Raw genomic sequence first — 23737 nt, forward strand, 5'->3', positions numbered from 1 at the left:
GCGCGTCGCGGATGCATGCCTACTTCTTCTCCAGGACCACGATCTCGATCCGCCGGTTCTTCTCACGCCCGGCCGCGCTCTTGTCGTCCGCGATCGGCCGGCTCGACCCGTACCCCTTCGCGACGAGCCGCTCGGCCGCGATCCCCTTGTCGACGAGCCACCTGCGCACCGCCTCCGCGCGCGCCGTCGAGAGCGTCTCGTTGAACCTGGCGTTGCCCGAGCTGTCCGTGTGCGCCGACACCTCGAGCTTCACCCACTCCGGGTGCTGCGCGATCACGTCGCGCACCTCGGCGAGCACCGCCTCGCTCTTCGGGTCGATCGGCGCCGGATCGTTCTTCAGCACGCGGAACAGCACCGGCTCCAGCAGCGCGACCTGCGCGCCCTGCACCCGAACGCGCGTCGGGCAGCCGCGCGCGGCCGGGTCGTCGCTCGCCGGGCCCTTCTCCGCGGGGCACGCGTCGGCGTCGTCGAGCAGGCCGTCGCCGTCCTGGTCCGCGGGCTCGCTCGGCGCGGCGGGGCAGCCGGGGCGCGCCGCGCCGCCCGCTCCGTCGCCCTTCTCCGCGGGGCACGCGTCGAGCGCGTCGGGCAGGCCGTCGCCGTCCTGATCCGCGGGGCAGCCGCGCCGCGCCGGATCGCCGTCCCCGCCGCCGGCCTCGTCGGGGCACCGATCGTCCGGATCGGCGACGCCGTCCTCGTCCCGGTCCTCCACCGGACATCCATTTCGCCGCGCCTCCGCGCTGGCCGGCCCGTGCGCGTACGGGCACATATCAGCGGGGCCGGCGATGCCATCCGCGTCCGGATCCGGGTCCGCCGCCGCCCCCTGCGGCTGCGCGGGGGGAGCCCAGGCCACCATCGCCACCGCGCGGAACGACGGCGTGCCGATCGCCTCCCCGAGCCCCGGACCGGCGGCCGCCCCGAGCACGAGGCCCGCGAGGGGGCGGAGCCGGGCGCTCAGCAGGAGCTCGGCGCTCGTGGTCCGCTCCACGGCGACGCGCTCGCTCCCGGTGAGCGACAGCGAGCCGCCCTGCAGCATCGTCTCGGCGTACAGCTCCGTGCCGATCTGCAGCCGCTCGTCCCAGAGGAGCACGGCCGCGCCGCCGCCGTAGGCGAGCGTCGACGGGTTCCCGGAGCTCCGCATCACCGCGCCGCCCGCGACGCTCCACGCCACGCGCGAGGCGCGGCCGCCGAGCAGGAGCTGCGGCGTGACGCGGACCGCGCCCTCGCCGACGTACGCGTCCGAGGCGCCCGTGGGCAGGTGCAGGGCCGCGCTCGTGCCGATCTGCAACGCGTCGCCCTCGTCGCCGAGCAGCCGGACGCGCACGCCGAGGCGCAGGTCGCCGAGCGCGGGGGACGACGGCGCGTCGGGCGCGCCCACGCCGGCCGCGGCGGCGGGGCCGTCGCCGCTCTGCGCGAGCGCCAGCGGCAGCGAGGCCGAGACGAGCAGCCGATCCCAGAGCGAGAGCGAGCCGCCGACGTGCAGGAGCGACTGGCTGCCGACGATCACGCGCTCGGCCGCGGCGCCACCGGAGAGCGTGAGCGGGTCCTCCGCGTGATCGAGCATGACGAGCCCGCGGGGGACCAGGTGCCCGCCGATGAACGGCGACGGCACGGCGAACAGCGGGTCGCCCGCGGGGGTCGGATCGAACCGGCTCAGCGCGACGGCGCCAGGCCCCTCTGCGCGCGCGGGCGACGAGCCCAGGGCGATGCCGAGGAGCGCGCCCGCGAGCGCCGCGCCCACCGTGATGAGGCCTCTCATGGGCGCCGGATGGTATCCTCGTCAGCGCAGGCGGAGCAAAGACGATTCGCCCACGACGTTCCTGTTGTTGCTCGCGCGGGGCGCGCATCGGGTAGCATCGCGGTGACCGGAGCTCGGCCTGCGAGGCGAGTCTCCGCGAGAGCAAGGAGGTTCGATGCGAGGGAAGCACCTGGGCCAGGGGTGGCGCGCCGTCGCGGCCGCGCTCAGCGTGGGGCTCGCGACGGGCATCGCCGCGGCCCAACCGGCGCCCGCTGCGCCGGCGCGGCCGGCCCCGGCCGCGCCCGCTGCGTCGGCCCAGCCGGCGCCCGCCGCGGCCGAGAAGCCGCTCTCCGAGTCGCTGACCGGGATGGCCAGGGCCGAGCACGGGGCGGGCACCGCGCTGTTCAAGGACGGCGACCACGCGGGCGCGCTCGCGCGCTTCGAGCGCGCCTACGAGCTGTCGCGCGATCACCGCCTGCTCTGGAACGTCGCGCTCTGCCAGAAGAACCTGCGGCGCTACGCGAAGATGCTCGCGACGCTGCGCCGGATGGAGATCGACGCGGGCGCCGCGCTGTCGGCGCGCGACAAGCAGGACATCGCCGACCTGATCCAGGCCGCCGGGGCGTACGTGTCCCACCTCGAGATCACGGCGAGCGAGCCGGGGGCGACGGTGTTCGTGGACGACGAGCCGGTCGGCACGACGCCGCTCGCCGCGCCGGTGCCGGTCGACATCGGCGAGCGCCGCATTCGCGTCTCGAAGCCGGGCTTCGTCGATTTCGTCCGCCAGGAGAAGGTGGTGGGCGGCGGCAGCATCGCCCTCGTGGCGCGGCTCGACAGGGCGTTGCACCGGGGGCGGCTCGCGATCGCCGCGGGGGACGACGACCTCATCGCGCTCGACGGCAAGGTGGTGGGCAAGGGCCGCTGGGAGGGATCGGTGCCGAGCGGGACCCACGCGCTGCGCGTGACCGCGCCCGGGATGACGCCGCACGAGGTCTCGATCCTGGTGCGCGACGAGGAGCGCCGCCGCATCGACGTCTCGCTGGAGCGCGCTCCGGAGCGGGGCGGCGCGAGCAGGTGGCTGTGGATCGGCGGAGGCGCGGCGATCTTCGCCGGCGCGCTCGTCGCGGGCGCCCTGCTCTTCGAGCCGGGGACGCCTGCGGAGCAGGGCAGCCTCGGCACGGTCCCGCTCGGGTTTGGAGGGAGACGGTGATGCGCATGAAGCGGACGAGGGTGGGTTCGATCGCGGCGGTGGGCTTCCTCGGCCTCGCGGCGGCGGCTGGGGTCCCGGCCTGCGGCGGCGAGAAGGGGCAGCTCATGGTCGTCTTCCAGACGGACATGTCGCTGCCGAAGGACATCGACACGATCCGGGTGGAGGCGACGCTCGACGGCTCGGTCGTCTACGACCAGACGTTCGAGCGGCTCGGGGGCGAGGGCTCGATCCGCCTGCCGGCCACGCTCGGCTTCCTCTCCCCGGACGACCCGACGCGGGCGCTCCGGGTGCGCGTCATCGCGAGCCGCGGCGGGAAGGACGGGGTGCGCCTGCTGCGCGAGGTGGTGACCACCGTGCCGGAGGGCCGGACCGCGACGCTCCACATGCCCATCCAGTTCCTGTGCGACGGCTCGGCCGAGGTCGAGCGCGACGCCGCGGGGAACGCGCTGCGCGACGAGCAGGGCAACGTGCGCGTGAAGAACAGCTGTCCCGAGGGCCAGAGCTGCGTCGCTGGCTCGTGCGTGCCGCGCGAGATCGACTCGCGCGCGCTGCCCGAGTACGTGGCCGAGGCCGTGTTCGGCGGCGGGGACGGCGACAACGACGGGCTCTGCTTCGACACGCTCCGCTGCTTCGCCGCCGCCGCGTCGGCGCCTGTCGATCTCGAGGCGTTCGCCGCCGACGACACCGACTGCCGGGCCGCCGCGCCGGGCGGCGACGTCAACGTCGCGCTCCTCACGCAAGGAGGCGGCATCTGCGGCGAGAGCGCGTGCTTCGTGCCGCTCGACGCCGAGAGCGACGCGGGGTTCCGGGTCGAGGCGGGCAATGTCCTCCGTCTGCCCGTCGAGGTGTGCAGGCGGGCGCAGCTGGGCAAGCTCGCGGGGATCGCGATCGCGCCCGCCGGCGAGGGCCTGTGCCGCCAGAAGGGCACGGACCTGCCCACGTGCGGCCCCTGGTCGGCGTCGGGCGGGGGTCAGTACACCGGTCCCGACGCGTCGGCGCCCATCCCTGTCGCTGTCGCGCAGGTCCACCCGGTGTCGCTGCGCGTGACCGCGGGCGGCGTGACCTGGATCTCCGGCACCACCTTCGACGAGGCCGGCATGGCCAGGCAGGATGGCGAGGTGAAGGTCGCGCCGCGCGACGGCGGTGAGCCGCTGATCCTCGGCGCCGCGCAGGCCTCGCCGCGGGACCTCGCGATCGACGAGGAGCGGCAGGTCGTCTTCTGGACGAACGCGGAGGCCGGGACGCTGATGGCGGCCCCGCTCGGGGGCGGCGAGCCGCGCGCGCTGCTCGAGGATCTCAAGCAGCCCGAGGGCCTCTCGCTCTCCGACGGCGCGCTCATCTGGACCGAGCTCTGGGGCGGCGGCGTCTTCCGGGCGACGCTGAGCGGCGCCGGCGCGGACGTCGAGCTCGGCGCGCCCGAGGAGCTCGCGCCGCCCGACGCGGTGGTCGCGTCGCCTTACCGCGTGGCCAGCGCAGGGGACACCGTGTGCTGGACCTACCAGGGCACGCTGGGCAGGACCGACGGCGCGGTGGCGTGCAGCAGGGCAGGGGTCACGCTGCTGGTCGCCTCCGAGCAGCTCACCCCGCGGGAGATCGCGCTCGACGTGGACGGCCAGGGGAACGCGGCGGCTGTGTACTGGGCGAGCTTCGAGGGCGGCAGCATCTTCCGTGCGGCGCTGGGCGAGGACGCGATCGGCGAGGTCAGCGAGGTCGTGTCGGGCCAGGGCCTGCTCAACGGGCTCGCGCTCGACGAGGCGTACGTCTACTGGGCACGGCGCGACGAGGGTGAGGTCGTGCGCATGCCGAAGGACGGCGACGCGCCCGAGGTGCTGGCCTCGCAGCAGCAGCGGCCGGGCGACGTCGCCGTCGATGAGGCGGCCGTCTACTGGATCAACGAGGGCTCTCCGGATCAGGGCGACGGCGCGCCGGTGAAGGACGGGGCCATCGTGAAGCTCCCGAAGTGAAGCACGCGGCGGCCGCGAGGGCGCGCCCATCGAGGCGCGCCGCGCGCCCCCGCCGCGCGCCGCCTGCGCGCTCGCCGCCGCGTGTGCTATGGCCGGACCTGTGAAGCGAACGGCCCTTCTCCTGTTCCTGCTGGCGCTCCCCGCGTGCGGATCGAGCTACGCCCAGCAGGGCCCGAGCGACACGCTCCGGGCCTACGCGCAGGCGCTCCAGGAGGGGCGCGTCGACGCGGCCTACCGGCTGCTCTCGGACGAGGCCAAGCGGTCGATGTCGCTCGAGGCCTTCCGGCGCGCGGTCCGGGACAACCCCGACGACGCGCTCGAGATCGCCCGCGCCATCGCGCGGCCCGCGGCCGATCCCGTGGTGACCGCGACGGTCACCATGCCGAACGGCGAGGAGCTCCTGCTCGTCTTCGAGGGGGGCCGCTGGCGGCTCGACGCGGCGGCGGTCGACCTGTACGGCCAGGCGACGCCCCGGCAGGCGCTGGTGGGGTTCCTGCGCGCCTTCGAGCGCAGGCGCTACGACGTCATCATGCGCTACGTTCCAGACGCCGAGAAGGAAGGGCTCGGCGAGCCGGCGGGCGGCGCGCCCGGCGAGGCGGGCGTCGCCGGGGGTGAAGCGAGCGCTGCCGTCGGAGAGGGCGCGGCGCAGCCTGCTGGGCCCGCGGGCGCGGCGGGCAGCGCGGGCGCTGACGCGTCGCAGAAGCCCGGCGGTGGGACCGGGACGGCCAGGGCCGCCGCGGGGGCGGCGCAGCTCACGCCCGACAAGCTGAAGGCCGCGTGGGAAGGGCCTCAGCGCGAGCAGATCAACCGGGTCGTCCAGGCGATCAAGGCGGCGCTGCCGACCGCGACCATCGAGGAGACAGGGGACAGCGCGTCGATGGCGTACGGCGCTGGCGGCACGGTCGCTTTCACCCGCGAGCACGGGGTCTGGAAGATCAAGGACTTCTAGCGGCGCGCCCGCAACATGGCTTCGAGAAGAGCGCTGTACTAGGGTTGTCCGTATGCCGACAGGCGATCCTTCTTCGCGAACGCCCCCCTCGCCCGACGCCGACAGCGTCCCGATCCTCCCGCTCCGCAACTCGGTGCTGTTCCCGATGTCGGTCGTGCCGATCAACGTCGGACGGCCACGGAGCGTCCGCCTCGTCGAGGATCTCCTCGGCCGCGAGCGCGCGCTCGTGGGGGTGATCAGCCAGCGGTCGCCGGACGTCGATGAGCCGACGTTCAAGGAGCTCTACTCCGTCGGGACCGTCGCGCGCGTCGTGAAGGTCATCCGGCTCGGGCCGAACAACTACTCGGTCGTGCTGAACGGGCTCGGCCGCTTCCGGGTGAAGGCGGCGTTCTCGCTGGAGCCGTACATGCGCGCGCGGATCGAGCGCATCCCGGAGTCGCTCGTTCGCGACGTGGAGCTCGAGGCGCTCGGCGCCGGCCTGCGCGAGGCGACGCGCGAGGTGCTCGGCCTCATGCCGAACCTGCCGCGCGACACGGCGGGCATCCTCGACAACGTGCGCGAGCCCGGCGCGCTCGCCGATCTCATCGCATCGAACTTCCCGCAGGCTCAGGCGTCGGTCGGCGACAAGCAGGAGATCCTCGAGGCGTTCGACGTGAAGGCCCGTGTCCGCCTCGTGCTCGCGATGGTCGGCCGGCAGCTCGAGGTGCTGCGGGTCAAGAAGGAGATCTCCTCCATGGTGCAGGAGGAGATGGGCAAGTCGCAGCGCGAGTACATCCTCCGGCAGCAGATGAAGTCGATCAAGGAGGAGCTCGGCGAGGGCGGCGACGACGACGAGATCGAGGAGCTCCGCGAGCGCATCCGGCGCGCGAAGGTGCCGGCGGAGGTCGACAAGGTCGTGCGCAAGCAGCTCAGCCGGCTGCGCTCGATGGCGCAGCAGTCGGCCGAGTTCAACGTCACGAAGACCTACCTCGAGTGGATCGCGGATCTGCCGTGGTCCAAGACGACCGTGGACAAGCTCAGCGTCGAGAGCGTGCGGCGCTGCCTCGACGAGGATCACCTCGGGCTCGAGAAGGTGAAGAAGCGGATCGTCGAGTACTCGGCGATCCGGCAGCTCCGCACGGACAAGAAGGGGCCGATCCTGCTCTTCATCGGGCCGCCCGGCGTCGGCAAGACGTCGCTCGGCAAGTCGATCGCGCGCAGCATGGGGCGGCGCTACGAGCGCATCGCGCTCGGCGGCGTGCGCGACGAGGCGGAGATCCGCGGTCACCGGCGCACGTACGTGGGCGCGCTGCCCGGGCGCATCCTGCAGGCGCTCAAGAAGGCGGGGACGCGGAACCCGGTGCTCGTGCTCGACGAGGTCGACAAGATGGGCGTCGATCTGCGCGGAGACCCGGCGGCGGCGCTGCTCGAGGTGCTCGATCCCGAGCAGAACTCGACGTTCCAGGACCACTACCTCGACCTGCCGTTCGACCTGTCGCAGGTGATGTTCCTCGCGACGGCGAACAACTGGGACGGCATCCCGGGGCCGCTCGTCGACCGTATGGAGGTCATCGAGGTCCCCGGCTACACGCGGACCGACAAGCTCGGGATCGCGCGGGAGTTCCTGGTGCCCAAGCAGCTCTCGGCGCACGGGCTCACGGACGAGCGCCTGGAGTTCACGGAGCCGGGCGTCGCGTCGATCGTCGACCACTACACGCGCGAGGCGGGCGTGCGCGGCCTCGAGCGGCAGATCGCGGCGGTGTGCCGCGCGACGGCGGTCAAGGTCGCCGAGGGCCACGACGTGCGCGAGGTGGCGACGCCCGAGCACGTCGAGCAGGTGCTCGGGCCGCACAAGCACCGGCCCGAGGTGGCCGAGCGGACGCTCCAGCCCGGGGTCGCGACCGGCCTCGCGTGGACGCCGGCGGGCGGCGAGATCCTCTTCATCGAGGCGACGAAGATGCCGGGCAAGGGCAACGTGGTGCTCACCGGCAACATGCGGAACGTGATGCAGGAGTCGGCGAGCACGGCGGTGAGCTTCGTGCGCAGCAAGGCCGACCGGCTGCACCTCGATCCGGAGTGGCTCAAGGAGATCGATCTGCACGTGCACATCCCGCAGCACGGCACGCCGAAGGACGGGCCGAGCGCCGGGGTGACGATGTTCGCCGCGGTGGCGTCGCTGCTCCTCGGCGCGCCGGTGCGGAGCGACGTCGCAATGACGGGGGAGATCTCGCTGCGCGGGCGGGTGATGCCTGTCGGCGGCGTGAAGGAGAAGCTCCTGGCGGCGCACCGCGCCGGCATCCGGCACGTGCTCATCCCCGCGAAGAACCGGCGCGATCTCGAGGATGTGCCGCAGGACGTGAAGGATCAGGTCGAGATCACGATGGTGTCGTCGATGGAGGAGATCCTGCCGATCGTCCTCGAGCCCCCGCGCCGCGCCTCGTCGCAGAGCGCGTCGGCGGACGAGGTCGAGGAGCAGGCGGGGGCGTGAGGGGGCTCGCGCGATGACGCGGGTGGCGGTGGTCTCGGGCGGCAACCGGGGGATCGGGCTCGAGGTCTGCCGTCAGCTCGCGCGCCGCGCGATCCACGTCGTGCTGGGGAGCCGGGACGAGGACCGCGGGCGCGCCGCCGCGGCCGCGCTCGCGGAGCAGGGCCTCTCGGTCGAGCCCCGGCGCCTCGACGTATCCGACGAGGCGAGCGTCGAGGAGCTCGCGCGCGCGCTCGCGGCGGAGCACGGCGGCGTCGACATCGTCGTCAACAACGCGGGCATCGCGATGAAGGGCTTCGACGCGGAGGTCGCGCGCGCCACCATCGACGTCAACTTCTTCGGGCCGCTCCGGCTGACGGACGCGCTCCTCCCGCGGATGCGGCGCGAAGGGAGGATCGTGATGGTGACGAGCGGGCTCGGCGACCGACGCAGCGTCTCCGCGTCGCTGCAGGCGCAGCTCGGGAAGGCCGACCTGACGCGCGACGAGCTCATCGGGCTGATGCGCAAGTTCGTCGGCGACGTGAGCGCGGGGCGGCATGCCGCGGAGGGGTGGCCGTCGTCGGCCTACGCGGTCTCGAAGATCGGGCTCAACGCGCTCACGGGCGTCCTCGCGAGGGAGCTCGCGGGGGACGGGCGCGGGATCCTCTGCAACGCGGCCTGCCCGGGCTGGGTGCGCACGGACATGGGCGGCGCGCACGCGCCGCGGTCCGTGGAGGAGGGGGCCGAGACGCCGGTGTGGCTCGCGCTGCTGCCGAGCGGCGGCCCGCAGGGCGGCGTGTTCCGCGACAAGGCCCCCGCGGCCTGGTGAGCGGCGCAGGTCGCCGCGCGCCGGCGCGGCGCGACGCCCGTCGAGCCGTCGGCGCGGCGGCATGGAGCGGCTCGCGCGCGGCCTAGCCGTGGCACGCCCGTACGAACCCGCAGCGCAGCCTGCGGCACGTCTCGACCGGCACCGCGTCGAAGCGGCCCTCGCCCCTCGCCTCGGAGAAGCGCTCGGCGAGCCGGGCGAGCTCGCGCTCGAACCGCGCATGCTCGTCGTCCGCGATCGTCCCCGTCGCCCCCGAGGCCCTGAGCCACGCGGGCTCCGCCGCGGCGCCGAGGAAGAGCACGCCGGCGCGGATCTGTCGATCCGGGTGGCGCTTCCTCAGCGCGAGCGCGCTCGCCCGCAGGCGAAGCTCGTACGGCGCGAGATCCGCCCGGGGGCGCGCGCGCTTGTATTCGATGACGTCGATGAGCCCGCTCGGATGCAGCACGGCGAGATCGATCGCGAGCGCCAGCGCGAGCCTGGCCTCGCGCCGCTCGCCGGCGCCCTGGGGCTCCACGTCGAGCACGAGCGCCTCCTCCCGGAGCAGCGCCGCCTCCTCGTCCCGCGCCTGCCGCGCGTAAGGCCCTCCCAGGAAGCGGGCGATGCCCTCGGCGGTGCGCAGCGCGTCGGGGCCGTGCGGCGCGAGCCCCTCGAAGGTGAGCCGCGCGACGACGTCCGCGGCGTCCGTCGGCTCGCCCCACCGCGCGCGCGGCCAGCGCTGGAGCACTCGGTGCGCGGCGCGTCCGGGTGGGCGAGGGTCCGCGCCGTCCTCGATCTCGACGCGCTCCTCGCCGGGCAGCTCGGGCGGGCCCTCGACGTCGAACAGGCCGAGCTGGCCCTCGCCGGCGGGCTCGCCGATGCCGAGGAGGTGCCTCAGCCGGAAGCGGCGCGGGCAGCCCTGGAACGTCGCGAGCGATGCCGTCGCGATCCGCACCGTCTGCGCGCGCGCGGGCTCCGCGGCCGCCAGCGCGGGGGGGACCGGCGCGGCGCGCGCGTACGCGTCGGTGCCAGGGGCGGGCGGCTTCGCCTCGGCGAGCAGCGCGCGGGCCTCGAGCGTGGCGCTGATCGTGCCGGCGAGCAGCGCGGGCACCCCGGGATCGACGGCGGGGGCCGGCGCGGGTCGGGTCTCGGCGCCGCCGTCGGCCGACGCAGGTCGGGGCTCGGCGTTCGCCGTCAACGTGAGCCACGCCGAGCCGCTCCGCGGCTTGGCCGCGGCGCCGACGAGCACGAGCTCGCGGCGGGCGCGGGTGATCGCGACGTAGGTCAGCCGCTGCCGCTCGGCGCGCTCCCGCGCCCGCACCTCGGCGCGCGCAGCCTGGAGCGCGGGCGTGCTGATGGGCCACGACGGCCCGTGCGCCGGCGCCTCGGCGTCGTGGAGCCAGCCGGCCCGCGACGGCCTGTCGACGCGCCGCGCGTGATGGCGCACGAGCAGCGCGGCGGGGCGTTCCCCGGCGGCGGGGATGTAGCTCAGGCCGGGCTGGTCCGCGCGGGGCTCCGCGTTCAGATCCAGGAGCACCACGGACGGAAAATCGAGCCCCTTGCTGGCGTGGATCGTCGTGAGCCGCACGGCGTCGTCGTCGGGCGAGAAGACGGCGGCCTCCGGCTCGTCCGCCTCGTCGCGGATCCGGCGGTCGAGCCAGCGGACGAAGCTCGCGAGCGAGCCCCCCCGCCGGCGGGCGATGGAGATCAGGCGGTCGACGTTGCCGATCCGCGCCTGAGCGCGGGGGAGCGCGGCGAGGACGCGGTCGAGATCGAACGCGGAGACAGCGGCGCGGATCGCCTCCCCGGGCGTCGAGCGGAGCGCCGCGCGGCGCAGCCCGGAGAAGCGGGCGCGGAACGCCTCGAGCCGATCGCGATCCGCCGCGGGCAGCCGCGCGAGCGCGGGGAGGGGACGCCCGTCCCCGGGCTCGGCGTCGTCCGGCGACGGCGCCCGGCCCCCCTGCGCGGCAGCGGCGCCTGGCCAGCGGCCGTGCAGCGGGACCGTGAGGCCACGTCCAGGAGGCGCGAGGATCGCGAGCGCCGTGTCCGAGAGCGCCACCATCGGGCCGCGCAGGACGGTCGCGAGGGCAAGGCGATCCTGCGGATCGAGCAGCAGGCGGAGGATCGCGGCGACGTCGCGGATCTCCGCCGCGTCGAAGAGCGCGCGGCCCGCCACAACGTACGGGATCTCGAGGCGCGCGAGGGCGAGCTCGACGAGCGGGATCGTGCTCCGTCGCCGCGCGAGCACGGCGACGTCGCGGAAGCGCAGATCGCCGCCCTCGGCCTCCCTCGCGCCGCTGCCCGCGCCGCGGACGCGCCGCGCGATGTACGCGGCCGCGATCATCGCCTCGCGGAGCTGCCCCCGCGCGTCGCGGACGAGCGCGTCGACCCCGTCCGGGGCGCTGCCGTCGTCGTGGACGAGCGCGACCTCCGTCGGGCCCTGCGAGGCCCCGCCCGGCGCCGCGACGAGGTGCTCCGCCGCGCTGTAGGCGATCTCGAACTCGCGCGGCGCGCCTGCGCCGCCCTCGCGCGCGCGGTCCTGGGAGAAATCGCGCGCCGAGAACGCGTTGATGAACGCGAGCAGCTCGGGCGTCGACCGGCGGCTCTCCCGGAGGGCGACGAAATCGGCGCTCGGCTCGGGCGACCAGAGCGAGGGCGAGAGCTCGAGCGCGCGGCCCGCGGCGGCGCCCGCGAGCTCCGCGCAGACGCGGCAGAAGATCGCGACGTCGGCCCCGCGGAACCCGTAGATCGACTGCTTGCGATCGCCGACCAGGAACAGCCCGTGCCCCCGGAGGCCCGCCGCCGTCGGAGCCACGCCGGCCGGGCGCGCCAGGGCGGCGTCGTCGCGCTCGCGCAGGAGGTACACGAGATCGCGCTGCACCGCGCTCGTGTCCTGGAACTCGTCGACGAGCAGCACGTCGACCGACCCGCGCGCCGCCGCGCCGATCGCCGGGTCGTCGCGCAGGCCGTCCCGGGCCGCGCGCAGCAGATCCCCGAAGCCGAGGCCGCCCTCGGTGCGGCGGATGGCGGCGAGCCGCTCGCGGATCTCCTCCAGCAGGTCGACGATCCGCCCCTCGCGGCGCGACAGCGCTGGCGCCTCACGGAGGAAGCCGAGGAGCTGCTGCGCCTTGTCGCGGTGGGTCTCGCCCGGGAGCGCCTCGCGGAAGGCGAGGAGCGCCTCGTCGGCCGGCGTGCACTTGCTCTTGTGCGGCTTGCGCTGCGTGAGCAGCTCGATCAGCGCGGCGCCCGCCGCGCCCGCCGGGAACGGCCCGCCGCCGGCGTCGCGGCCGAGCGCCGCGGCGAGCGCGGCCGCCGGCTCGCGGAACGCGGCGCTGCCGAGCGCGGCGCTCTCGGCGGCGAGCCGGGAGAGCTCCCGCGCGAGCGCGCCGGCCTCGGCGGCGTGGTCGGACAGGGCGAGCCGGCGCGGCGTGAGGCCGTCCTCGTCGAGCCGGTCGAGCAGGCGCGTCACCTCGCTCCGCGCGGCCTCCACGCTGCCCGTCGCGGCGACGAGCGCGCGCGCGGCCTCGGCGCGCTCGCCCCCCTCCGCGAGCGCGCGGCTCAGCGCCTCGTCGACCGCGAGATCGCTGAGCGCCTGCGCCTCCTCCTCGTCGAGGATGCGCGCGGCCGGCGAGAGCCCCATCGCGATCGCGTGCCGGTCCACGATCTGCTTGGCCACGCCGTGCAGCGTGTCGATGCGCGCGGCGGGGAGGCGGGCGAGCGCCTCCTCCGCGCGCTTCCGCAGCTCGCCCACGGAGAGCGCCTCGCCGCCCGCGCCGACGGCCGCCTGCCGCGCGCGGAGGATGTCGGCGAAGGGGATGCTCGCCTCGCCGTCCCAGCGCGCGATCTCCCGCAGCGATCGCTCGATGCGGTGGGCGATCTCGCGCGCCGCGGCCCGGGAGAACGTCGTCGCGACGATGCGGTCCGGCGGCACCGGCGGCGCGGCGGACGCGGCGTCGGGCCGGCCGAGCGAGGTGAGGCCGAGCGTGAGCAGCACGTAGAGCGCCGTGAGGCGGTGCGTCTTGCCGGTGCCGGCGCTCGCGGCGACAACGACGTTGCGGCGGAAGGCGTAGATGAGCGCGTCGCCCTCGGCGAGCTCTGCCCCGCGCGGCGCGGCGCTCACGCGACCTCCTCCGCGGCCTCGTCGGTCGGCACGACCGCGGGGCGCCGGCACACGTCGCGCGCGTCGCAGCGCGCGCACAGCGTCGGCAGCGCCGGCCGCGGCGCGGCCCTGCCGTGCCAGAGCGCGACCACCGCCGCCCGCGCCGTGCGCGCGGCCTCACCCCAGCCCTCGGCGAGCGCGCGCTGCTCCTCGGCCGTGCGCGGCCACAGCTCGATCATCCCGCGCTGGCGCACGCCGATGTAGACGGCGCGCACCTCCTCCGCGCCCAGCGCGCGCGCCGCGATGGCGCTGTAGAGCGGGAGCTGGAGCGCGCGCCGCCGCTCCTTCGCGTCGGGGAGCTTGCCTGTCTTGTAGTCGACGACCCGCACCACGCGTCGATCGGTCGAGCGATCGATGCGGTCGATCTGCCCGTCGACCCACAGGCTCGGCGCGCCGGCCGCGCCCTCCTCGTCGTCGTCCGACGGGGGTAGCTCGAGCGGCTGCCACGGGGGCGCCTCTCCCGCGCCGAAGCGCCGCTCGGCCAGGAAGAAGCGGAGCTCCGGCGACTCCTCCCCGTCGATGGCGCGGACCACGACCTCCAGCACGTCCGCGATCGCCTTCTCGACCGCCTCGCGGCGGAGCGGGGCCATGGGCGCCGAGACGCCGAGCGCCGCCTCGGCCGCCGCGCGCGCGGCCGCGAGCTGCTCGGCCGGATCGTGGTCCGGGCCGAGCTCGCGCAGCGCCTCGAACGAGGCCTGCAGGGCGCGGTGGATCAGCGTGCCGCGCTCGCGCGCGTCGGCCGACTCGGCGAGGTCCTCGGCGCGGCGCACGTGCAGCACGCGGCGGGCGAACCCCGCGAAGGCGCAGCCCACGGCGCGCTCGATGTGGGTGACCGCGATCGGCCTGTCCGGGTGTGCCCCGCCGATCGCGGCCCTGAGCTGCGCGACAAGCGCGGGATCCTCGTCGAGGCGGACGCGCCCCGTGTGGACGTCGATCGGCGCCCGCGGATCGAGGAAGAAGTCCGCGCGCGCGCGCTCGATCCGGACGCGCTCCGCGATGTCCGCCGCCGGCTGCCCGCCGCCCGCGAGGGCGATGAGCTCCGCGTCGCGCGGCCCGAGCGTCGCCGCGTCCGGCGCGACGCGCGAGGCCGGCTCCGTCCGCTCGCGCGCGCCGCCCGCGACGGCCGCCTCGAAGAGCGGGTGCGGCTCGTTCGGCTCGCTGTCGTCCCCGCGCGTGAAGCAGACGGCGACGCTCCTCGCGCCGGCGAGCGCCCAGCCGAGCTCCGCGCGCTGGGCCGCCTGGCGCTCGCGCCCCGCCGCGGGGCGGCTCGGCGCGGGCAGCCGGGCGCGGAGCGGCTCGCCGAGCAGGGTCTCGTCCGCGCCGGGGCTCCCGCCGTAGGCGCGCGCGTCGAGCCCCGTCACCACCACGACGTCGTGCTCGAGCGCCGTGAACCCGGCGGCGACGTCGACGCGCACGGCGCCGGCGCGGCCCGCGTCCCCGCGCGGCCCGGCGCCCAGCTCGGCCGCGCCCCGCTCGATCTCCGCGTGGACCTCGGCCGCGGTGGCGCTCCGCTCCTCGCAGCCGAGGTCGCGCGCCGCCCGCGCGAGCGCCTCCGCCTGCTCGCGGATCGCGCGCGCTGCCCGGGCGCCCTGGCCCATCGCCTCGAGCGCGATCGCCCCGCCCCCCCGCCGCTCCCCGCGCAGCGCGGCGCGGAGCTCCTCGACCCCGGGCTCGCCGAAGCCCAGCTTGTCGAGGAGCGACAGGAACCGCCGCACGATCTCGGGCCGCGTCGTCGCCTCGCCGACCCATCGGGCGCTGGCGAGCAGCCGCTCGAGCGCGTGCGGCATCCACGCCTCCTCGTCGTCGCCTTGCGCGTCGCCCGCGCGGCGCAGCACCTCCGCGCCCAGGTCGAGCTCCGCCTCCTCCATCCGCGCCGCGCGGCCGGCGGCCCGCGTCGGTCCGGCGCGGCGGTCCGCGCGGCGCGCCGCCACGACGGAGATGAGGCTCTCGATGAGCAGCCGGCCCGTGCGATCCACCTCGACCGGCACGTCGCGCAGCCGGTGGGCGAGGTCGGCCGAGCGCTTCTCCGCCTCGGCGGCGGACGCGCGGTCCATCCAGGCGCCCGCGTGGACCCCGGGCGCGCGGAGGATCTCGATCGTCTGCTCGCGCCGGACCGGGCCCACGGCGAGGCGGAGCAGCGCGAGCGCCACGCGCCCGTCGGGGCAGCTCGCGGCGGCGCGGCCGCGCGGCTCCCAGAAGCGGACCCCCGCGTCGGCCAGCGCGGCCCGGAGCGGCTCGAGCGCCGCGTCGTCGAGCGTGGGCACGACGACGGCGATCCGCTCGGGAGGGACGCCGCGGCCGAGCGCCGCGGCCACCTCGGCGGCGGCGGCGCGCGCCTCGCCCTCGGCGGTCTTCGCGCTGATCGCGGCGAGCGGCTCCGCGCCCGCGTCGGGCACCCACGCGATCTCCGGCGCGTCCTCGAGCGAGGCCCAGCGCCGCTCTAGGGCATCGGCGACGGGCGCCGCGCCGTCGCCCTGGAGCGCGGGTAGCTCGACGGTGACCCCCGCGCCGTCGCGGGCGCGGACGGCGGCGTGGAGCGCCTCGACCCAGGCGAGATCGTCCGGCTCCCAGGAGACGGCGCCGCGGATCGTGACCTTGCGCGGCAGCGGGAGCGCGCCGGACGCGCCCCCGGCGCGGAGCGCCCGCGCGAGCAGGAACCCCGCGCTGCGCGGGTCCACGAGGCGCGCCGCCCGCAGGGCAGCGTCCGCCCGATCGAGCACCTCGCCGATGGCGATCGCGTAGGGTGTGCCGAGCGCCTGCAGGTCCGCCGGGGTGGTGCCGGCGCGCCGGAAGCTCCCGAGGGCGCGGTCCAGGGCGTGCGCGAGCGCGACGCGCGCGGCGGGCTCGATCGGCTGCCGCAGCCGGTCCGGCGGCAGCGCGTCGAGGGCGAGCCGCGTGGCGAGGCGGGTCGCCTGCGGGCTCGCTATCGCGACGTCGGGCGCGAGCAGGGCGAGCGCCTCGGAGACGAAGCTCCACCGTGAACGGACTTCCAGGCCCCCGGCACGCGCCTCGCGCCCCTCGAGGGCGGCGAGCTCGCGCTCGACGTGCCGCTCGGTCGGGACGAGGAGGAGCGATGTCCTGATCACCGCTGCCAGACGGCCGGGCGCCGCTCCTGGGAAGCGCGTTCGCCCCACACTGCAGGAGGATGCTGCGAGGGGGCCGGTGCGCCTGACTGCTCATCCGGCAAGGGGAACCTCACCGCACAGGCTTTACTTCATGCATCCGTCCCCTCGCAACCTCCGTCAGGCGCGAGGGGTGTTGATTAACTCCCGCGGAAGGTGGGAATTCCTGTGGGAAGCTCGGAAGGCATGTTGAAACCCCCGAGCGCACCACGGGCGGCCGGGGCCGCACGCCCTGGTAAGCCCGCGGAGCTGCGGGCGGAGGAGCGAGCCGGGGCGCGTCTGGGACGCTTCGCGGTGCTCACAGGCGCAGCGGCCTCGAAGGGCCGCTGGGCGGCGGTCAGGTCTCAGGACAGGAGTCCTGGCCGAGCTCTACAGCAGATGGGGTGAGGGAAGTGGTCAGGCGCTCTGTCCGGAGGCGCCCCGAGGACGACGGCCAGCTACCGGCGCGCCACGTCCTTGGAGCGATGCACGCTGGCGTCATCGGCCGGCGGCAAGTCGGACACGGTCGTGGGCGACGGGGCGGGGGCTGCCACGCGGCTGCTCTGCTCGGCCGCCTGTCCAGCCGGGTCGGAGCCGCTCTGTGCGGTGGCGGTGGTGCTCGCGGCCGCCTGCGACGGTGCGCCGGGCGCGGCGGTCGCCTGCGCGCTGACGGGCGGCTTGCCCTGGGCGCGGTCGCGCACAGCGGTCACCGCCCTGTCCGCCGCCCTGACGAGCTGCGTCGTCACCACCGAGGGCGGGAACGGGAGCTTCGGCGCGACGAAGATCTCGAGCTTCAGGATCGTGTGGTGCTCATCGATGGCGCGGAGCCGCCAGCGCGCGCGAAAATCGGCGACGTTGCCGCGCTTGAAGCGCCCGGAGATCACCTCGTCGGCGCCGTCCTTCGTGGGCGGCGACATGTCGGCGACGGTCCAGATGTGCGCGGCGCCGTTCAGGATCGGCACCTGGAGATACACCTCGCTCGTGCCTTTGCGCTTCGCGAGCACGCGGCTCTGGTCAAAGGAGCTGATGAACGTCTTGTAGCTCCCGTAGGAGGTGACGAGCTTCCGGACGGTCGGCAGCGGCGCTTTCACGAGGATCGCCGCGCCCCCGGTGTCGATCGCGGAGGCCGGTCCGGTGGTCTTCAGCGTGTACCGCAGCGCTCGCCCAAGCGACGCGAGCTTCTCCGATTCGGCGTCGGCGGCGCGGGCCGCGCGCGGGGGCAGCGAGAGGGCAAGGACGGCGAGGGAGAAGGCAAACAGAGACAGGGACCACCACTTCTTCATGGACTCTCCTGTGCGAGCAGCGTCCGTCGTCGTGTGGTTGCCAACCACGTCGCGGGCGTGCGCCTCGGGCGGCGAGAGCGCAGCCTCCCAGTACATGTAACTCGTTGAACGGGCAGCCGCACCCCTGCGCATTATACAAAGTGCGCCTTCGTCGGAGGCGGCTGGAATTCAGCGCTCGGCGTCGGAGCGCTTCGCGCCGCGCTGCGCGACGCCGCCGCTGTCCTCGGCGGCCCTCGCGCCCTGTCCGGCGGTGTCGGCTTCCGGCTCGACGGACGCGGCGGGCGGCCGCGCCGACCGCTCACCGGGCTCGTCCTCCAGGGGGGCCATCTTGCACGAACCGTCGAACTGCACGCCGCGATCGATGAAGATGGCGGGCGCGTGCAGGGCGCCGGTCACCTTGGAGGGCGCGTAGAGCTCGATGGCGTCGCGCGCGCGGATGCTCGCCTGCACCTCGCCGCCCGTGACGATGCACGTCACCACGTGGATCTCGCCGATCACGAGCGCTCCCTCGCCGATCACGAGCACGTCCTCGCCGCGGATCTCCCCGCGGAAGCTTCCATCGATGCGCACCCGACCCTCGAAGAAGAGCTTGCCTTCGAAGTGCGTCCCGCGGCCGAGGAGGGCGTTGATCTCGGTGGGCCTGTGGCCGCCCGCGTCGTCGCCGCGAGGGCCTCCGGAGGATCGCGGCGAGAGGGGCGAGTCTCTGTCGCCCGGGAAGGACGTCGGCTCCATCGCCCGTTGGATTACTTCAGGCATCGTCACATTCGCAACGGGGCCGCGCGTCAGCGCTGTAACGCGCCCGCTGATACGGCCAATTTTCATCAATGAATCTGGATGCTTATGGCGATTTTGCTGCAGGGTACGATTTCTGCAGAGAAGCCGGGCCGAGCAGATCTGCCGGCGCGTTGACGCGCCGGGTGGCGGGCGAGGCGGGCGGACGTCTGGCCGAGCGCGCGGTGGAGCGGTGAGGGTCCGAAGGGACCAGGAGAGGGAGTGGAGATGACGTTCCGATCGTTGCTTGTGGCTGCCGGTGTCCTGGGCAGCGTCTCGGTGGCGTCCGCGCAGACGCCGCCCGAGCCGCCGAAGGCTCCGCCGGCCGATCCCGCGCCGCCCGCCGAGCAAGCTCCTCCGGCCGAGCCGGCGCCGGTTCCCGCCGGTGCCGCCGCCGCTGCTCCCGGCGCCGCCGCTGCTCCCGGCGCCGCTGCCGCTGGCCCGGGAGTCCCTGCTGGGACCGTTGGGGCCCAGCCCGCGGAGCCGGCGCCGCCGCCCCCCGAGCCGGCGCCCCAGGTTGCGCCGCCGCCCACGAAGACCCCGGGTCCCGACGTGGGGCCGGTCACCACACCCGCTGTGCGCTGGAACCAGGCCACCGCGGCCGACGTCCTGCTCGAAGAGGAAGAGGAGACGACCCTGCGCTGGCGCGGGACGACGTTCACATGGAACCAGGGCGGGAGCACGACGCTCCTCGGCGTCGGCGGCGAGTACACCCCTGCCGTCCAGGTCTACGGCTGGGACTTCACGCTGCGGCCGAACTACTACGTGCTCGACCGTCCCAGGGACAAGGTCTCGGTGTCCGCCGACATCGGCTGGGTCGTCGAGCTCACGAACAGCGACATCACGACCGATTACCGGGAGCCGCAGCTCAAGGACGTGGCCCTCAACGCCCGGTACAGCCGCGAGATATGGGAGAGCGGCGGCGCGAACCGCGGCGAGTACAAGACGGACGCCGCCATGCGCCTGCGCGTGACCCTGCCGACCTCGCCGGCGAGCTGGAACTCCGGCAAGTACTTCACGCTCGGGCTCGGCCCGCAGCTCATCCAGAAGGTCAAGCTGCTCGGGTCGAAGGCCGACGGCCTCAACCATGTGACGGCGACGCTCGGCGTGACCTACGCCCACCTCTTCGCCGAGTCGTACACGCCGGTGAACGATTCCCTCCGGCGACCGCGGCAGGCTCCGAGCGGTGAGGTGGCGCTCGACGAGCAGCTCACCGGGTGGTCCTTCGCCATGGATCGGCTGACCACGAGCCTCGAGCTCAACCTGCCGCTCTACAAGGACCTCTCCATGGCGACGAGCTTCGGGTTGCTCAGCGACTTCAAGCACGAGTTCGGGGAGGGATGCGTCGAGATCCTCGGCGGCTGCGCCCCGTACGACGGCTCCGGGGGGACGACCTACGTCCCCCAGACAGCGTTCAACGTCAGCCTGAGCTACCCGGTCTACGAGGTCGTCGACCTCACGCTCGGGTACAACAACACCAACCGCCAGATCGGGCCCGACGGCCGCCGCAGGAACTTCTTCTACAGCCCCGAGGCGCAGTTCTATCTCGACATCACCGCGAACCTCGACGTCATCTACTCGAAGGTGACAGGCCGCGGCGAGAAGCCCGAGAAGCCGGCCATGGCCAGCGCTGCGGGCCCGCGCGGGCTCTAGCGGACGCGGCCCGGAGGCGGGCGCACGGTCACGCTCGGTTGCTCACGGTCACGCGCGCCCGCGGCTCTCGCCCGTGGTCAGCCCGCCGGCGATGAGGTGCGCGGCGCGCAGGGGCTCGGGGAGGTGGCCGTGCACCGAGAGCCGCGCGATCAGCGCGCTCGTGTCCTCGAGCGAGATCCCGGCGCGCTGCACGTACACGCCCCCGACGGGCTCCATCTTGCCGGCGCGCTCGATGAGCGCCCACTTGCGGCGCCCTCCCCGGACGCGCGAGAGCAGCGCGTCGCGGATCGCGTCGAGGTCCGGGAGGCGCCGCGCGACCACCACGACGGGGAGGGCGAGGGCGTCGCGCAGCGCCGCGATGTCGACCACGTTGAAGCCCGCCACGGCGATGCCCTGCAGCATGACCACCTGCGCCTGGGGATAGAAGCGGGAGCCGGCGATCATCGCGGCGATCGCCGGCGTGGCGTTCCGCCCGTCGCGCCGGACGCGGGTCGAGAGCACCCCCTCGAGGCGCAGGCCCGCGAAGACCGTCCCGACGACCGGCACGTCGCCGCGGTGCTCGCGGGCGAACGGGGCGTCGTCGACGCCGACGACGTGCGACAGGCGGGGGGCGCGCGGCGGCACGCGCAGAGCTTATCGCGCTGCCGGCTTCTCCGGGCCGGGCGGTCGTGCTGTACTGCTACTGTGCGACCTCCCCGGTACCTCTCCGTGATCTTCTCGCTGGCGTTCGGCCTCGCCCCGTCGCTGGCCCTCGCGCAGAGCGCCCCGGCGGCCCCGAAGGCCGCCCCGGCGCCCGCGAAGGCCGCCGCCGCGGGGAATCCGGCGGCCGACGCCCCCCGCGCGGGCGCCGCCGGCGCGCCGCAGGCGACCCGGCAGCGCGCCGCTCGCGCGCGCAAGCCGAAGCAGAAGGCCGCGGTCCTCGACGGGCGGCCGGTCGCCACGTTCCCGGGCTTCCGCATGCTCCCGACCGGTGGCTCGCGCGTTTTCGTGCAGATCCACGGCGGCAAGGTCGACGTCGCCGAGTCGAAGGCCGCGGGGCGCCTCGTCTACCGGATGAAGGGCGCAGGGGCGATCCAGACGAACCGCTTCCCGCTCGTGACCGCCTTCTTCGCGACCCCGGTCAGCCAGGTGCAGCTCGTCGACCAGGGCAACGATCTCGACATGGTGATCGACCTGCGCGCGCAGACCGACGCGACCTACCGCGTGATCGAGACCGATCAAGGGGTCGTGCTGCAGGTCGACTTTCCCCCGTCCGTCCCCGATCAGGGCGCCGCGCCGCAGGCCGAGGGAGCGCGAAAGCGCGCTGTCCGTCGCACGATCCCGCAGGAGCCCGGGACCGGTGACGAGGGCTCGACCGAGTTCTAGAGGCGCCCCGCCCGAGGACCTGCCGGCGCCGCGATCGCCTTCAGGCGGCGACCGCCTCCGAGCGCGCCTTCTCCTCCCCGCTCGGGCCCGGATCGGCCGCCGCTGCCGGCTCGCCCAACGCGGCCGCGGCGAGCGTGACGAGGACCATCCACAGGAGATCGGCGAGCAGGAGGTGCACGAGCTGCATCCACACCGGCGCGAGCAGCAGGAGGTTGAGCAGCCCCGCGCCGATCTGCAGCAGCACGAGCCCCCCGGTCGCCATCGAGAGCCGCTCGACAAGCGGCGACGGGCGCCGGGCCGCGATGGCGCCTCGGGCGAAGAGCAGGTAGGCGCTCACGACCACCGCCACGACCGGGTGCAACGTGCGCAGCGGCAGCAGGAAGTGGGCCGTGGGCGAGAAATCCTGCGCGATGCCCTCGCGGAGCGAGCTCGCCGCGAAGAGCGTGTCGCCGAGCGCGGCGATGGCCCCGGTCACGCCGACCGCGAGGACCCCCGCGAGCCCGACGGCGAGCAGCGCGCCCGTCGCGCCCTGGCCGCGCCAGCGCACGCGCCGGCCCCCGCGCGCCCAGTAGAGCGTGCAGGTCATGGCGCCGACGAGCAGGAACGTGTTGATGAGGTGCACGGCCATCCAGAGCGCGCGGGCCGCGGACGCGTCGTGGGCGACGTACTCGAGCAGGACGATCCCGGCGCCGACCGCCGCCTCGGTGATCATGAACAGCATCGACGCGGCCGCGCCGCCGCGCACCGGGTGGCCCGACGGATAGGCGACGAACGCCCAGACGAGCTGCAGCGCGACGAGCAGGAACGCGATGCCCGACGTGGCGCGGTGGGTGAACTCGATGAAGGTCGCCGCGCTCGGTGAACGTGGGATGACGTCGCCGTTGCACGTCGGCCAGTGGCTGCCGCAGCCGGCCCCCGAGCCGGTCGCGCGCACGAACGCGCCCCACAGGATCACGCCGAGCGTGAAGGCCAGCGCGAGCGCCGCGAGCTTCCAGAACCGCGCCTGATTCATGAGGGGGTCCTTACCGCGAAACCAGCGCGACGGCAGCCCGCGAGGCCGGCCCGCGAGGCGGCCCCGCGAGCCGGCTCGCGCCGTCGTGCGATCTCGTTGCGCCCGGACCCGGCCGAAGGGAGGATGTGCCCGTGCCGATCAGCGAGGACATCCGGGGCGCTCCGCCCTCTGCGCCGGCCGAGCTCCTGAGCAGCCGTCCGCCCAGGATCGTGGTGGCGGACGACGACCGCCTCGCGCGCCAGATGCTCGTGAGCATCCTCCACAAGGCCGGCTTCCAGGTCGAGGCGGTCGACGACGGCCAGGAGGCGATCGAGCTCATCGGCCGCGGGGGGGTCGATCTCGCGCTCCTCGACATCGTGATGCCCCGGCTCACGGGCCTGGAGGCGTGCAGGCTCCTCAAGAGCATGACGTCCGAGAGCTTCCTCCCCGTGGTGCTCGTCACGGTGAAGACCGACACGGCGAGCCGGGTCGAGGGGCTCAAGATCGGCGCCGACGACTACGTCTGCAAGCCGTTCGAGGAGGAGGAGCTCCTCGCGCGCGTCGGGGCGATGCTGCGGATCAAGCGGCTGCACGACCACGTGGCGGCGCAGCGCGCCTACCTCGAGCAGCTCTCCATCCACGACGAGATGACGGGGCTCTACAACTACCGTTACCTCTTCACGCGGCTCAACGAGGAGTTCAAGCGCGCGGAGCGCTACCACGAGCCGTTCGCCTGCGTGCTCGTCGACATCGATCGGCTCAAGGCGATGAACGAGATCGGGGGGCGCACGCTCGGTGACGCCGTGATCCGGCGCGTGGCCGACGGGATCCGCCGCTCGGTCCGCGAGGTGGACGTTGTCGCGCGCTACGGCGGCGAGGAGTTCCTCATCGTGCTGCCGAGCACGCATTTCGCCGGGTCGCTGACCGTGGCCGAGCGGATCTGGCGCGAGGCCTCCGGCAACCCGGTCGAGTTCGGCGGCGCGACGCGGCCCTGCAGCGTGTCCATCGGCGTCTCGCTGTACCCCTCGCGCGACGTCCGCACCAAGGACGCGCTGATCCGCGCCGCGGAGAGCGCGCTCCACCAGGCGAAGCGCGAGGGCGGCAACCGGATCTGCGTCTTCCAGCAGCACGGCCAGATCTACACGCCGACCGGGAGCGCCGAGCAGCCGGCGCAGCCGCCCCCGGGCAAGCTCCGGCGGTCCAGCGATCCCGCCTTCGTCGCGGCCCAGGACGACGCGAGGGAGCCGCAGACGCGCCGGGGCACGGACCTCCCGCCCCTCCCGCGCAAGCCGCTCTAGTCCGCCGCCTCAC

General features: G+C 74.9%; 15 protein-coding genes. 8 read left to right on the plus strand and 7 right to left on the minus strand.

The window, feature by feature from the left end; translation table 11 throughout:
- Positions 1-19: 19 nt before the first annotated feature.
- Positions 20-1756: an OmpA family protein gene (locus WMF42_RS13745; protein WP_437692351.1), complete on the minus strand. Its 1737-nt coding sequence runs from the start codon at positions 1754-1756 to the stop codon at positions 20-22.
- A gap of 154 nt (positions 1757-1910) precedes the next feature.
- On the opposite strand from WMF42_RS13745, the gene WMF42_RS13750 reads away from it, so the two are divergent.
- The 5 genes from WMF42_RS13750 (at position 1911) to WMF42_RS13770 (ending at position 9130) form a co-directional block, all read left to right on the plus strand.
- Entirely contained in the window at positions 1911-2945 is a 1035-nt protein-coding gene (locus WMF42_RS13750; protein WP_437692353.1) for a PEGA domain-containing protein, read from the plus strand.
- Entirely contained in the window at positions 2945-4909 is a 1965-nt protein-coding gene (locus tag WMF42_RS13755; protein WP_437692355.1) for a hypothetical protein, read from the plus strand. The genes WMF42_RS13750 and WMF42_RS13755 overlap by 1 nt, the downstream gene beginning before the upstream one ends.
- A 100-nt stretch (positions 4910-5009) precedes the next feature.
- Positions 5010-5858, plus strand: coding sequence for a hypothetical protein (locus tag WMF42_RS13760; RefSeq protein WP_155798846.1), 849 nt, complete (start codon positions 5010-5012; stop codon positions 5856-5858).
- Positions 5859-5910: 52 nt separating this feature from the next.
- Positions 5911-8325: an endopeptidase La gene (gene lon, locus WMF42_RS13765; protein WP_061611486.1), complete on the plus strand. Its 2415-nt coding sequence runs from the start codon at positions 5911-5913 to the stop codon at positions 8323-8325.
- Positions 8326-8338: 13 nt separating this feature from the next.
- Positions 8339-9130, plus strand: coding sequence for an SDR family oxidoreductase (locus WMF42_RS13770; RefSeq protein WP_437692357.1), 792 nt, complete (start codon positions 8339-8341; stop codon positions 9128-9130).
- Positions 9131-9212: 82 nt separating this feature from the next.
- Here the strand turns inward: WMF42_RS13770 and WMF42_RS13775 are convergent, their stop codons facing one another.
- The 4 genes from WMF42_RS13775 to WMF42_RS13790 form a co-directional block, all read right to left on the minus strand.
- On the minus strand, positions 9213-13223 hold the full coding sequence (locus WMF42_RS13775) for a UvrD-helicase domain-containing protein (RefSeq protein WP_437692359.1): 4011 nt from the start codon (positions 13221-13223) through the stop codon (positions 9213-9215).
- On the minus strand, positions 13220-16348 hold the full coding sequence (locus WMF42_RS13780; protein WP_437692361.1) for a PD-(D/E)XK nuclease family protein: 3129 nt from the start codon (positions 16346-16348) through the stop codon (positions 13220-13222). Before WMF42_RS13780 ends, WMF42_RS13775 begins: the two co-directional genes overlap by 4 nt.
- Before the next feature lie 473 nt (positions 16349-16821).
- Positions 16822-17742, minus strand: coding sequence for an SRPBCC family protein (locus WMF42_RS13785; protein ID WP_061608910.1), 921 nt, complete (start codon positions 17740-17742; stop codon positions 16822-16824).
- A 72-nt stretch (positions 17743-17814) separates the two neighbouring features.
- On the minus strand, positions 17815-18378 hold the full coding sequence (locus tag WMF42_RS13790; RefSeq protein ID WP_437692363.1) for a bactofilin family protein: 564 nt from the start codon (positions 18376-18378) through the stop codon (positions 17815-17817).
- 267 nt (positions 18379-18645) lie between these two features.
- Here WMF42_RS13790 and WMF42_RS13795 point away from each other — a divergent pair, with 267 nt between their 5' ends.
- On the plus strand, positions 18646-20070 hold the full coding sequence (locus tag WMF42_RS13795; RefSeq protein ID WP_437692365.1) for a hypothetical protein: 1425 nt from the start codon (positions 18646-18648) through the stop codon (positions 20068-20070).
- A 48-nt stretch (positions 20071-20118) separates the two neighbouring features.
- Here WMF42_RS13795 and WMF42_RS13800 read toward each other — a convergent pair whose 3' ends face one another.
- Positions 20119-20694 (minus strand): DUF99 family protein, encoded by a 576-nt coding sequence (locus WMF42_RS13800; RefSeq protein WP_437692367.1) that lies wholly within the window; start codon positions 20692-20694, stop codon positions 20119-20121.
- Between the two features lie 60 nt (positions 20695-20754).
- Here WMF42_RS13800 and WMF42_RS13805 point away from each other — a divergent pair, with 60 nt between their 5' ends.
- Positions 20755-21435: a hypothetical protein gene (locus tag WMF42_RS13805; protein ID WP_437692369.1), complete on the plus strand. Its 681-nt coding sequence runs from the start codon at positions 20755-20757 to the stop codon at positions 21433-21435.
- Between the two features lie 40 nt (positions 21436-21475).
- Here the strand turns inward: WMF42_RS13805 and WMF42_RS13810 are convergent, their stop codons facing one another.
- A complete protein-coding gene (locus WMF42_RS13810; RefSeq protein ID WP_061613426.1) occupies positions 21476-22447 on the minus strand; it encodes a COX15/CtaA family protein in 972 nt (323 codons plus the stop codon).
- A gap of 131 nt (positions 22448-22578) precedes the next feature.
- Here WMF42_RS13810 and WMF42_RS13815 point away from each other — a divergent pair, with 131 nt between their 5' ends.
- Positions 22579-23724 (plus strand): diguanylate cyclase, encoded by a 1146-nt coding sequence (locus WMF42_RS13815; RefSeq protein ID WP_061613427.1) that lies wholly within the window; start codon positions 22579-22581, stop codon positions 23722-23724.
- The last annotated feature ends 13 nt before the right edge of the window (positions 23725-23737 follow it).

It is taken from the genome of Sorangium sp. So ce176 (genome assembly GCF_051519835.1).
GTDB lineage: Bacteria > Myxococcota_A > Polyangia > Polyangiales > Polyangiaceae > Sorangium > Sorangium cellulosum_G.